The sequence below is a fragment of the Abyssibacter sp. genome (assembly GCF_964229365.1).
Taxonomy (GTDB): Bacteria; Pseudomonadota; Gammaproteobacteria; order Nevskiales; family OUC007; genus Abyssibacter.
Genome location: NZ_CAXRDQ010000038.1, coordinates 23438 through 34601 on the forward strand (window position 1 = coordinate 23438; position 11164 = coordinate 34601).

An 11164-nucleotide genomic window follows, 5' to 3' on the forward strand; every position below is an offset into this window, starting at 1 on the left:
GATGTCGGGAGTTCACGATGACCGAACCTGTTCGCGTTGCCATTACCGGAGCGGCGGGCCAGATTTCCTACTCGCTGGCTTTTCGCATCGCTGCCGGCGACATGCTGGGCAAGGACCAGCCTGTCATTCTCCAGCTGCTGGAGATTCCCCCGGCGATGGACGCGCTCAAGGGCGTGGTCATGGAACTCAACGATTGTGCATTCCCGCTGCTGGCCGGTGTCGAAGCCACGGACAATCCGGACGTGGCATTCAAGGATGTTGATTTCGCGCTGCTCGTCGGTGCCCGTCCGCGTGGACCGGGTATGGAGCGTGCCGACCTGCTGCAGGCCAACGCCGCCATCTTCTCGGTGCAGGGCAAGGCGTTGAACGATCATGCCAGCCGTGACGTGCGCGTTCTGGTCGTCGGCAACCCCGCCAACACCAATGCGCTGATCGCCCGCGAGAACGCGCCGGATCTGGATCACCGCCAGTTCACCGCGATGATGCGTCTGGACCACAACCGCGCGCTGTCTCAGCTGGCGGAAAAGACCGGCAAGTCGGTCAACGACATCCAGAACATGGCCGTGTGGGGTAACCACAGCGCCACGCAATACCCCGACCTGCACAGCTGCACGGTCGATGGCGAGCCGGCGATGAGCCTGGTTGATCAGGCCTGGTACGAAAACGACTTCATCCCGACCGTGCAGCAGCGCGGCGCGGCCATCATCAAGGCTCGCGGCGCCAGCTCTGCGGCCTCTGCGGCCTCCGCTGCCATCGATCACATGCGCGACTGGGCGCTGGGTTCCGACGGCTGGGTGTCGATGGGCATTCCGTCCGACGGCAGCTATGGCGTCGAGCCTGGCATCGTTTACAGCTACCCGGTTGTCTGCAAGAACGGTGACTACGCCATCGTTCAGGATCTGGAGATCAACGCGTTCTCCCGCGAGCGGATGAAAACCACCGAAGATGAACTGCGCAGCGAGCGCGCGGCGGTGGAAGAACTGCTGGGCTAAGCAGGCGTTTAGTCGGCTGGCATCTCCTGCTAGCCTCGTCGGGCGCTGACCGGTTATCTGGTCAGCGCCCGATTTCGTTTCAGGGACGGTTATGCAAATCATCGAATTCGTCGACGGCCGCGCTCCAAAGACTCTGGAGCGGATCGACCAGCGCCATGAAGGCTCCATGCTTTGGGTGGACTTCATCCGCGGCGAGCACACCGAATGGCCGGAATTAGTCGCGCAGCTGGCCGGTCTACCGCTGCTGCATCAGCACGTTATCGACGGCAACAACGCCGCTCATCCCTCGCATTACGACGGGACCTCCGATTACGACCTGGTCGTGTTCCAGGGCCTTGGTCCGGATATTCGGCACGATCAGATCGAGACGCGGACGGCTGCTTTTTTCCTGTTCGACAGCCTCTTGGTGACCGTCAGGGCGCCGGACAACGTGTCGTTCCAAACCGCAACCAAGCGGCTGCTGGACCGCTCCGTCGCACGAATTCCCAATACCTCGGTGGGCATGGCGCACTTCGTTCTCGATGTCATGGTCGACCGCTATCTCGCCATCCGCGAGCCCCTGGGCAAGGCCTTCGAGGACTTGCAGGAATCACTACTCGACCCGGACAACCCCTTCAACGACTGGAAGGCCTTGCTCAACACCCGCAAGCAGGCGCGCAAGCTGGAGTCGTTGTCAGGCGGTCAGCTAGAGGCACTGGACGCGTGGCGACGGCAGACCCGGTTCGATCTGACGGACTCGCAGATGGTGCGGCTGAATGATCTGGCCGAACACATCGCCCGCGTGCAGGCTCATGCCTCGGCGCAGCAAACCGATGTCGAATCGGCCGTGCAGTTGCACTTCTCGGCGGTGGCTCATGCGACCAACCAGACCGTGACCACCTTGACCATCCTGTCGGCGGTGTTCCTGCCCCTGGGCCTGGTTGCGGGCATTTTCGGCATGAACTTCGACAACATGCCGGAGCTGCACTACCCCTACGCCTACCATGTCACGCTCGGGTGCATGGCCTTGCTGGCAGGCGGATTGCTGCTGTTCTTCCGGCGCCGCGGATTCTTCTCGGGCGTGTGATGAATGCGCCCGAGGCAGTTCTGGCGTTCTGGTTCGGAGACGCGGCGGCGGATGATGCGGCGATTGCGAATCGGCAGGCCTCGTTGTGGTGGGGCAAGTCATCGACCGCGGATGCGGCTATCCGGCGTGAATTCGGCGTGCTGGTCGAGGCTGCGGCACGCGGCTCGCTGAATCACTGGGCGGCGACCGACACCGGACTGCTGGCACTGGTGCTGCTCATCGACCAGTTTCGGCGCAATCTGTACCGCGATTCCGCCGAGGCGTTCGCGCTGGACGATGTGGCCAGGGGGCTCACCCGTCAAAGTCTGCGCCGCGGCGGCGACCAGCGGCTAAGGCCGATTCACCGCGTGTTCGTGTATCTGCCGCTGGAACACTCGGAGTCGCTGGCCGATCAGGAGGACGCCGTCGCCTTATACCGGCGTCTGGCGACGGGTGTGCCGCCCGAGCAGCGCAAGCCGTTCGACGGTTTTGTCGATTTTGCGCTTGCCCACCACGAGTTAATCGCCGCGTACGGCCGCTTTCCGCACCGCAATCGGGCGCTGGGCCGCGTCAGCTCCGCTGCCGAACAGCAGTATCTGGCGAGGCCCGGCGCGGGTTTCTGAATGGCGCGGTTGCCCACGCGTTCAGGCGGGCGCTAGAAAAACTTGTAGCGCACACCCAGCGAGATCACCGGATAAAGCTCGAAATCTTCGGCTTCGTCCTGAAGTTCCTGCTCCTCGCGTTCGAGCTCGGCATCCAGCTGTTGCTGACAGGTCGGGTCGGCACTCAGCGTGCCTTGGCAGGAATCGCTGCTCGACAGTGAAACATTGGGCGAGCCCTGCAACATCACGCCGATGTCGAACTGGAAGCCGAAGCCGGTATCGGCGGCCACCGCATTGCCCCAGCCGAAGCCGGCATAAGGCGCGACGCTGTCGAAATCGACCAGCGCGTTCAGCGTGCCGATGTCGTCGGAGTCGAAGCTCTGGTCGCCGACCTCGCAGTTCGCCTGGTCACAGCGCGCCGAAGCGGTGATCTCGTTGCCGTTGAACACGACCCCGGCCGATAGCCGGAACGCGCCCGCCCAGGGGTGCCAGTCGGCATAGGCGGCCAGCGACGATAAATCCAGCGTGCCGTCGTAGGTCAGCTCGTTGCCTGAGTCCTCGTCGGGCTCGGGATCGTAGTCGTAGTCGAACTGGTTGACGCCCGCGCGAAGGTTGAGCTTGGGCGTGACCGCGGTGGTCATTTCGAGGCTCAGGCCCAGGGTGCTGACGCGAGCCGCAACGCCGAGATTGGGTTCGTAGGCTGTGGCCAGACCCGGTAATAGGGCCAGGACGCCAGCCAGGCTGAAAATTCGTAGCATGTTGTTTCTCCCCTTAGCGAAACTGCACCCGCCCTCCCGGCAGTGCAGGCGCGCGAATAATCCCATGCCGGCGAGGCCGTTTCTACCGACGGGGTCGATCGTTCATGACGAATCAGGGTGGGCCGAGCGCGGTCCAGATGAGCTGGGCGGCCAGCAAGATGAGCACGATGCCCATGCCGCGGTCGATGAGGTGCGCCCGGCGCAGAAACCATCGCCGCGGTGCCGAGGCCGTGAACAGTACGCTGACCAGCGAAAACCAGGCTGCCGTGCTCAGGCATAGCCAGAGACCCAGCCCCAGTTGCAGCCAGAGCGGTTGCCCGGGGCCGACGACCACGGTGAACAAGGCCAGGAAAAACAATGTGGCCTTGGGGTTGAGCACATTGGTGACAAAACCGATCCGCAGACTGCGGATGGCGGACTGCGCCTGGGTGCCGACCCCAACGGCATCGCCGTCTGCCGGCTGGGCGCGCATCGCTTGCCAGGCGATCCACAGCAGATAGGCAGCGCCGGCGAGTTGGATGACCCGCATGAGCCAGGGCGTCTGGCTAATGATCAGCGCGATTCCGAGCAATGCGTAGCTGACGTGCACAGCAATGCCCGCTCCGATGCCGATGCTGGTCCATAGCGCGGGCGCGCGGCCCTGGGTCGTGGCCTGTCGCAGCACGACGGCGAAATCGGGGCCGGGACTGGCTATGGCCAGCGTATGGGCGACGATGACGGTGACCGCCACCTGAATTGGATCAGACAAGACGGAGTCCGCCGGGCGTGAATACGGTCGCTATTGTGCGGTTGGTGACGTCTGGCGTCAGCTTGGACGGCCGGCGGGTTCGGTCTGGGTATCCCAACGGGCGCCACAGCCCTGCAGTTGCCGATCGTCTAGCGTGACGGTGACGGTGCGAGGCCATTGTGCCCCGGACATGGCATCGGTGCAGGGCGTGTCGCGCACGACAATGTTCAAGGCGTGGCCCTTGGTCTGGGCGTTGTAGACCCAGCCGCCGTTCACGGCATGCCCGCTGGCCGGGGGCGTCACCACAACCTGGCTGCCGTAGTCGGCGACCAGGGTGACGCGATCATCAGGGACGACGGTTAGAAACCAGCCGGGTTCCTGGCCCACGGCGTAGACACTGGCGCCGGCCATCCGCGCTGCTGCACGGCGCGAGCCGGCCGGGTCTTCGTCGCATTCACGAACCTGCCGGCCCAGGGTCAGACGCGCCTCGCGGGCATGTGACCAGAAGCCGTTGCCTGCATCGTCACGGTATTGGGTGCCGGAAGCCGAGCGCTCTCGCGTCAGCCGCAGAGGCGCCTCGGTGGCACCGTAGATGGTGATGTCATCCCGCTCGCTTTGCACGATCAAGTTGGTGGCCCCGCACTGGTAGGCCGTCACGACGGGGGCGGGCGCCTGGCTCTGTGGAGCAATGGCGCTGATCTGCAAGTTCACCGAGACGCCGTCGCCCGGTGAGGGCAACGGAACGGCAGCGCGGGTGGCGTGCGTAAGCTGGCCCTGCGCCGTGATCGCACGGGCTTCCAGCACATAGTGCGCATCGGGTTCGAGGTCTTGCGCCTGATAGATCAGGGAGAACGGAAACGGCGGTGCGGTATCGGCCTTGATGGTAGTAATCGCGACGGTGCTGGACTCGAGGTCTTCGGCATCCTGGCGTCGCAATCGGATCTCCACCGTGGCGTCATCCGGCAGTGTGTTGCCGTCGGCGGCCCTGACCTCACCGAACAGGTTGACCCGGACGGCTTGATCCGGAGAGGCCGCGGCATCCGACGTGGATTCCGGCGAGCCGCAAGCGCCCAGAAGCGCCAGTGCGCTGAGCGCTGTTACGAGTACTCGAGACCACCGCATCGCCGTTGCCCTTTGTCACAGTCGACCCTGCTTGGAGTGGCGAGGCGCCCGCCAAGTTCATTCACTGCGCACGCGGGCGACGGCGTCCTGCCAACCTTTATAAAGGCCATCGACGGCTTTCGAGTCGGCCTTGGGGTCAAAGCGCCGATCCTCGCCCCATAGCGCGGCGATGTCGTCCAGCGAGTCGTAAACCTCGGCCTGCAACCCCGCAAGAAAGGCGGCACCCAGCGCTGTCGTTTCGGTGATCTGTGGCCGGATAACGGGCAGTTGCAGCAGGTCTGCCTGGAACTGGCACAACCAGTTGTTGGCCACCATGCCGCCGTCGACACGTAGCTCGACGGCGTCTAGCGCATCGGCCTTCATCGCCTCCATCAGGTCGCGGGTCTGGTAGCAAACCGATTCCAGCGCGGCCCTGGCGAAGTGGGCAATGCCGGTGCCACGGCTCAGCCCCAGCACGGCGCCGCGGGCGTCGGGGTCCCAGTAAGGTGCGCCGAGGCCGGCGAAGGCGGGAACCATATACACGCCGTCGTTGGCATCCAGCGATTCGGCCAAGGCCTGTGTGTCCGGCGCGGCATCGATGATCTTCAAGGCATCGCGTAACCATTGCACGGCGGCGCCGGCGATGAAGATCGAGCCTTCCAGCGCGTAGGTCGTCTTGCCGTTGAGCCGGTAGGCCACGGTCGTCAGCAGGCGGTTCTTGGACTGCACGAAGCGCTCGCCGATGTTCTGCACCATGAAACAGCCGGTGCCGTAGGTGTTCTTGACCATGCCCGGCGCAAAGCAGGCCTGGCCGATGGTCGCGGCCTGCTGGTCGCCGGCCACACCGCCGATGGTGACGGGCGAGCCCAGAATCTCGTCGTCAATGATGCCGAACTCTGCCGTCGAATCCAGCACCTCCGGCATCATCGACGCCGGGACATCGAAGAACTTGAGCAGATCGTCATCCCAACGCTGGTCGACGATGTTGAACAGGTTGGTGCGGGCCGCATTGCCGATGTCAGTGACATGACGTTGTCCACCGGTCAGCTTGTAGATCAGCCAGCTATCGATGGTGCCGAATGCCAGTTCGCCGCGGCCGGCGCGCGCGCGGGCGCCGTCCACTGTGTCCAGTATCCAGGCGATCTTGGTGGCGGAGAAGTAGGGGTCGAGCAGCAGGCCGGTGCGGGCGTTGAGCCAATCGTCGGTGCCATCCTCGCGTAGTTCACGGCAGCGGTCGGCGGTGCGCCGGTCCTGCCAGACGATGGCGTTGTGGATGGGGTCGCCGCTTCTGCGGTCCCAGACCACGGTGGTTTCGCGCTGGTTGGTGATGCCGCAACCCGCCAGTTCCGAGGCTTGGATGCCGTGTTTCTCCAGCACCTCACGGCAGACGCGGACGGTGTCTGTCCAGATGCCGCTGGCGTCATGTTCCACCCAGCCGCCCTGGGGATAGATCTGCTCGAATTCGGTCTGGGCGCTGGCCTTGATGCGGCCCTTTTCGTCGAAAATGATCGCGCGTGTGCTGGTGGTGCCTTGGTCGATGGCCAACAGGTTGCTACTCACCTTGGTCTCCTTTGCGTACGGTCGCAGTATGCGAAACATGCCTCTTTCCGCAGGTCCAATTGATCAAATGCACCGTTGGAGTTCAAGAATGTCGCGTCGATTGTTCAGTGGTATGCCCGCATGGCTGGGTTTGCTCGCCTTGCTGTGGTCGGGTTTCGGCGGAGCCGCGCCCAAAGCGGAGCTGTGGGCGTTCTGGTCGGCGCAGGACGCGCAATCCGAACAGGTGGTGGACCATGACGCATGGTCGGCCCTGTTGGGGCGCTACGTCCACGCCAGCGCAACCGGGGCCAATCGTTTCGACTATGCGGGAGTGACATCCGAGGATCGCAGCCGCCTGGACGGGTATGTCGATGCCCTTGCGGAGCTGGACCCGCGCGGCCTGAACCGCGCCGAGCAAAAGGCCTACTGGATCAACCTATACAACGCGTTGACCGTGCAGCAGATTCTGCAGGCGTATCCGGTCTCCAGCATTCGCGAGATCAAGTCCGGCCTGTTCAGTGCGGGTCCCTGGAAGAAGGAGGTGGTCCGCGTCGCCGGCGAAAGCCTGACCCTCAACGATATCGAACATCGCATCCTGCGGCCGATCTGGGCTGATCCGCTGATTCACTACGGCGTCAACTGCGCATCCATCGGCTGCCCCGACCTGCTCACGACCGCCTACACGGGCGCTCGGGTCGATGCTCAGTTGGCCGACAACGCGCGCGCTTACGTGAACGATGCACGCGGCGCCGACCTGCGAGGCGATCGGCTGGTCGTCTCGAGCATCTACATCTGGTTTCAAGCGGATTTTGGCGGGTCGGACGCCGGCGTGATCCAGCACCTGCGCCGGTATGCATCCGACGGCTTGCGTGACCAGCTGGATGGCATCACCGCCATCGCCGACGACCACTACGACTGGTCGCTCAACGGCGCGACCGGCCGCGCCCCATAGCACCGCAAGACGGTGGCAACGTAAACTGCATCGCCATGACCCAACGACAGTTTCCGGCGACCCGCCTGCGGCGGCTGCGTAGCCAGCCTTTCTTGCGCGAGCTGGTTCGCGAGCACCGACTGGCGCCCAGCGACCTGATTCTTCCGGTCTTCGTCCGCGAGGGTGAGGCTGTTCGCGAGCCGGTGAGCTCGATGCCTGGCGTGGTGCGGCAATCGGTGGACCAACTCGTGCTGACCGCCCGCGAAGCGGCCGATGCCGGCCTTCCGGCACTGGTGCTGTTCCCGCTGATTGACGCAGCCCACAAGAGCGAAGATGCCGCCGCGGCCTGGGACACGGATGGCTTGGTGCCGCGGGCGATACGTGCGATCAAGGCGGCGGTCCCCGAGATCGGCGTCATCACCGATGTGGCACTGGATCCGTATACCAGCCATGGTCAGGACGGTCTGCTTGATGATGCCGGTTACGTGACCAATGACGCGACCGTCGACGCGCTGGTGCGGCAGTCCCTTTGTCACGTAGAGGCCGGCGCGGACGTGGTGTCACCATCGGACATGATGGATGGCCGGATCAAGGCTATTCGCCGTGCGTTCGAGGCAGAAGGCCACGTGAACGCGGCAATTCTTGCCTATTCCGCGAAATATGCGTCCGATCTCTACGGGCCGTTTCGCGATGCCGTGGGCTCGGCGGGCAATCTCGGTGGCGGCGGCAAGCACACCTATCAGATGGACATCGGCAACGGTGACGAGGCCTTGCACGAGGTTGCCCTGGATCTGGCCGAGGGCGCCGACATGGTGATGGTGAAACCGGGGCTGCCGTATCTGGATATTGTCCGCCGCGTGAAAGACCGCTTCGGTGTGCCCACCCTGGCGTATCAGGTGTCGGGGGAGTACGCGATGCTCAAGGCGGCCGCGGACCAAGGGTGGCTGGATGAGCGCAAGGCCGTGCTGGAATGCTTGGTGGCATTCCGCCGAGCAGGCGCGGACGCGGTGCTGAGCTATTTTGCGCTGGATGCCGCGCGCTGGATTCAGGAGGCCGCATGACCGACGCCCTGAGGCTGGCCGTGGTCGGCAACCCGGTGGCGCACAGTCGCTCCCCGGAACTGCACGCGCTATTCGCCCAGCAGTTCGGCATGACGCTGGAATACGACCGCATCGAATGCCCGGCGGGAGCGTTTGTCGATACGGTGAATCGCCTGCGCGAGACCGGCTATGCCGGTGCCAACGTCACGGTGCCGTATAAGGAAGAAGCCTTTGCCGTTTGCGATACCCGAACGGCGGTCGCGGATCTGGCTCAGGCGGTCAACACCCTCCACTTTGTCGATCACGGGGTGCTGGGTGACAACACCGATGGCATTGGCTTCATCCGCGACCTGACCCAGCGCTGCGGTATCGAGGTGGCCGACCGCACGGTCGTCATCATTGGAGCCGGTGGCGCCGTGCGTGGGCTGATGAAACCGTTGCTGGATCAGAACCCGGCCATGGTCGTGGTTGCGGGACGCTCACCCTATAACGCCGAAGCCATCGCGGAGCGTTTTGCCGACTTCGGGCCGGTTCAGGCCTGCACTTATCTGGCGCTCAAGGGCTGGCAGGCCGATGTGCTGATTCACGCCAGTCCGGCCGGGCATGCCGGCAGGATGCCGGAGCTGCCGAAGTCGCTGCTCAAGCCGGCGGCTCCCTGTTACGACCTCAGCTACGGTCCGGCCCACGCGGTGTTTCGTGACTGGGCGGTTGCTCGTGGTGAGCGGCCCGTGTTCGACGGCCTGGGCATGCTGGTGGAACAAGGCGCGGCCTCGTTCGAGCGTTGGTCCGGTGAGTCGCCTGCGACCGATGCGGTGCTACAGCGCCTGAAGGATCAGTTGTCGCAGTCCTCGTAGCAGTCCTCGCGAAAGCGTGGAGTGCAGACCGCCAGAAACACCAGATCCTCTTGGCCACGATTGCTGATTCGCTGGAGACTACCGGCCGGGATATGCACGACACTGCCGGCTGACACGGTCTGCGGCGGGCTGTCATCCACCTGCGCGACGCCCTGGCCGGACAGCACGAGATAACGCTCGGTGATCCCGCTTAGGCGGTGCCAGCGGGTGGTCGTGCCGGGCGGTACGCGGGCCCGCGCGACCGATACGGCGGAGTCATCCGGGGTATTAAGCCACTCGAGAATATGGCAGCCCTCTTCGAACCAGTATTCGCCGGTGGTTGACGCGGAATCGATCATGCGGTGTCCGTTTCGTGCTTCGCCATGGACCGCCATGTTTACACTTCTTGCATGTCGGCTGTGCTAGACATCATCTGGGGAGAAATTCACCCGCAACATGCGGGATGAGGGGTGAGGTGAATGAGATCGTCGATAACGATCGCCGCCTGGGGCTAGTCAGCGGTCGATGCAGGGACTGGGCATGTCGGGTCTGACCGACGGCGTGGCCCGCTTGTGCGCGCAGCAGTTCATGCCGGGGCTGATCGCAGATGACTGATCGCGGCAGAGCGCTCGCCGAGATGCCGCAGGCCCGCGACGGTTTTTGGCGCGGAATGACCAGGTGGTTGCGGCGTGAGTTGTCAGGGGGTGATCTGCAATCCCAGATCACCTTGGCGATTGCCGTTGCGGCGATGGTGCCCATGATCGTCGCCGTCTGCGTGGTGGTGGTTTACCAAGGCATCGAATATCGCGACGCCTCGCAGCGGCAGGTGCAGACGGCGGTTCGACTGGGCGCTGGGGCGTTAGACGAATACCTTGAGCGTCACGTGCAGGCGGTTGAATTCGCCGGCCGCGAGCTCGAGGGCCGTTCGATGTCCCGTGCCGACATGCAGCAGCTGCTGCTGGACGTCCACGGCGTCTACACGAGTTTTCTGACCATGACGCTGGCCGACCGCGATGGCGTTGTCATCGCCACCAGCCAGCGAGTGGACAATGTGCCGGCTGCGTGGCCGGAGCTTCACGGCGCAGCGATCTGGGATCGTGATTATTTCCGACACGCGATGAGCGAGCCTGGTGTGCAGCTGTCGGGCGTATTCCAGGGGCGTGGTTTCGGCGACGATTTGCTGGTCGCCGTCAGCCGCGCCGTGCAGGTCGACGGCCAAGCAGGCTATGTGGTCCAGGGTGCGATACCCGTGGCCGTGCTCATGAACCGGGTGCAATCTCGGGTACGCACCAGCGATATCTGCTTGGCAGTTGTCGATGCGGTTGGGCAGGTGGTCGGTTCCACCGAGCCGGAGCGCTGGCCATCGCTCAGCGAAGCGCCGGCTCATTGGTTCGGTGCGGCCTCGCAGCCCGGGGTAGTGGCAGAACCCGCGATTGCCGGCTGGCAGATCGTCGGAGCGCTGTCAGAGGCGCCGGGGGTGTTGGGCGCGGACCAGGCCACACAGCTGATCGCCTTGTCGACACTGCTGATGGGACTGATCGTGGCCTATGTCGTGGGGCGCTGGATCGCCGGTCGCGTCAACGGCCCGGTGAACGG

At 64.3% G+C, this 11164-nt stretch carries 12 protein-coding genes; 7 read left to right on the top strand and 5 right to left on the bottom strand.

From position 1 onward, the window contains the following. Nucleotides 1–17: 17 nt before the first annotated feature. The 3 genes from ACE1EY_RS06015 (at nucleotide 18) to ACE1EY_RS06025 (ending at nucleotide 2660) form a co-directional block, all read left to right on the top strand. A complete protein-coding gene (locus ACE1EY_RS06015; protein WP_291513085.1) occupies nucleotides 18–992 on the top strand; it encodes a malate dehydrogenase in 975 nt (324 codons plus the stop codon). Nucleotides 993–1083: 91 nt separating this feature from the next. Continuing rightward, the gene (locus ACE1EY_RS06020; protein WP_291513086.1) at nucleotides 1084–2058 is read left to right on the top strand and encodes a magnesium transporter CorA family protein; all 975 of its coding nucleotides are present in this window, start codon (nucleotides 1084–1086) and stop codon (nucleotides 2056–2058) included. Next, nucleotides 2058–2660: a DUF924 family protein gene (locus ACE1EY_RS06025; RefSeq protein WP_291513087.1), complete on the top strand. Its 603-nt coding sequence runs from the start codon at nucleotides 2058–2060 to the stop codon at nucleotides 2658–2660. Before ACE1EY_RS06020 ends, ACE1EY_RS06025 begins: the two co-directional genes overlap by 1 nt. 32 nt (nucleotides 2661–2692) lie before the next feature. Here the strand turns inward: ACE1EY_RS06025 and ACE1EY_RS06030 are convergent, their stop codons facing one another. The 4 genes from ACE1EY_RS06030 to glpK all read right to left on the bottom strand — a co-directional run bounded on the left by ACE1EY_RS06030 (nucleotide 2693) and on the right by glpK (nucleotide 6824). Beyond that, nucleotides 2693–3397, bottom strand: a complete 705-nt coding sequence (locus tag ACE1EY_RS06030; protein WP_291513088.1) for a hypothetical protein — start codon at nucleotides 3395–3397, stop codon at nucleotides 2693–2695. A gap of 112 nt (nucleotides 3398–3509) precedes the next feature. Next, the gene (locus tag ACE1EY_RS06035) at nucleotides 3510–4145 is read right to left on the bottom strand and encodes a LysE family transporter (protein WP_291513089.1); all 636 of its coding nucleotides are present in this window, start codon (nucleotides 4143–4145) and stop codon (nucleotides 3510–3512) included. Between the two features lie 57 nt (nucleotides 4146–4202). Further along, nucleotides 4203–5246 carry a YbaY family lipoprotein gene (locus ACE1EY_RS06040; protein WP_291513090.1) on the bottom strand — a complete coding sequence of 348 codons (1044 nt, stop codon included), beginning with the start codon at nucleotides 5244–5246 and terminating at the stop codon, nucleotides 4203–4205. Nucleotides 5247–5303: 57 nt separating this feature from the next. Then, nucleotides 5304–6824 carry a glycerol kinase GlpK gene (glpK, locus tag ACE1EY_RS06045; RefSeq protein ID WP_370299706.1) on the bottom strand — a complete coding sequence of 507 codons (1521 nt, stop codon included), beginning with the start codon at nucleotides 6822–6824 and terminating at the stop codon, nucleotides 5304–5306. 49 nt (nucleotides 6825–6873) lie between these two features. Here glpK and ACE1EY_RS06050 point away from each other — a divergent pair, with 49 nt between their 5' ends. The 3 genes from ACE1EY_RS06050 to aroE are packed head-to-tail and all read left to right on the top strand — an operon-like array spanning nucleotide 6874 to nucleotide 9589. Then, on the top strand, nucleotides 6874–7716 hold the full coding sequence (locus tag ACE1EY_RS06050) for a DUF547 domain-containing protein (protein WP_291513092.1): 843 nt from the start codon (nucleotides 6874–6876) through the stop codon (nucleotides 7714–7716). A 35-nt stretch (nucleotides 7717–7751) separates the two neighbouring features. Next, complete coding sequence (hemB, locus tag ACE1EY_RS06055; protein WP_370299707.1) at nucleotides 7752–8756, top strand: porphobilinogen synthase; 1005 nt, start codon at nucleotides 7752–7754, stop codon at nucleotides 8754–8756. Continuing rightward, entirely contained in the window at nucleotides 8753–9589 is an 837-nt protein-coding gene (gene aroE, locus ACE1EY_RS06060; protein WP_291513094.1) for a shikimate dehydrogenase, read from the top strand. Before hemB ends, aroE begins: the two co-directional genes overlap by 4 nt. Here aroE and ACE1EY_RS06065 read toward each other — a convergent pair. After that, entirely contained in the window at nucleotides 9568–9927 is a 360-nt protein-coding gene (locus ACE1EY_RS06065; RefSeq protein WP_291513095.1) for a cupin domain-containing protein, read from the bottom strand. The genes aroE and ACE1EY_RS06065 overlap by 22 nt on opposite strands. A 311-nt stretch (nucleotides 9928–10238) precedes the next feature. On the opposite strand from ACE1EY_RS06065, the gene ACE1EY_RS06070 reads away from it, so the two are divergent. Further along, a partial coding sequence (locus ACE1EY_RS06070) for a hypothetical protein (RefSeq protein ID WP_370299708.1) occupies nucleotides 10239–11164 on the top strand: 926 nt, incomplete at its 3' end.

Coding starts and splice junctions, on each gene's coding strand:
- ACE1EY_RS06015 (WP_291513085.1), top strand. CDS start 18: ATGACCGAACCTGTTCGCGTTGCCATTACCGGAGCGGCGGGCCAGATT.
- ACE1EY_RS06020 (WP_291513086.1), top strand. CDS start 1,084: ATGCAAATCATCGAATTCGTCGACGGCCGCGCTCCAAAGACTCTGGAG.
- ACE1EY_RS06025 (WP_291513087.1), top strand. CDS start 2,058: ATGAATGCGCCCGAGGCAGTTCTGGCGTTCTGGTTCGGAGACGCGGCG.
- ACE1EY_RS06030 (WP_291513088.1), bottom strand. CDS start 3,397: ATGCTACGAATTTTCAGCCTGGCTGGCGTCCTGGCCCTATTACCGGGT.
- ACE1EY_RS06040 (WP_291513090.1), bottom strand. CDS start 5,246: ATGCGGTGGTCTCGAGTACTCGTAACAGCGCTCAGCGCACTGGCGCTT.
- glpK (WP_370299706.1), bottom strand. CDS start 6,824: ATGTTTCGCATACTGCGACCGTACGCAAAGGAGACCAAGGTGAGTAGC.
- ACE1EY_RS06050 (WP_291513092.1), top strand. CDS start 6,874: ATGTCGCGTCGATTGTTCAGTGGTATGCCCGCATGGCTGGGTTTGCTC.
- hemB (WP_370299707.1), top strand. CDS start 7,752: ATGACCCAACGACAGTTTCCGGCGACCCGCCTGCGGCGGCTGCGTAGC.
- aroE (WP_291513094.1), top strand. CDS start 8,753: ATGACCGACGCCCTGAGGCTGGCCGTGGTCGGCAACCCGGTGGCGCAC.
- ACE1EY_RS06065 (WP_291513095.1), bottom strand. CDS start 9,927: ATGATCGATTCCGCGTCAACCACCGGCGAATACTGGTTCGAAGAGGGC.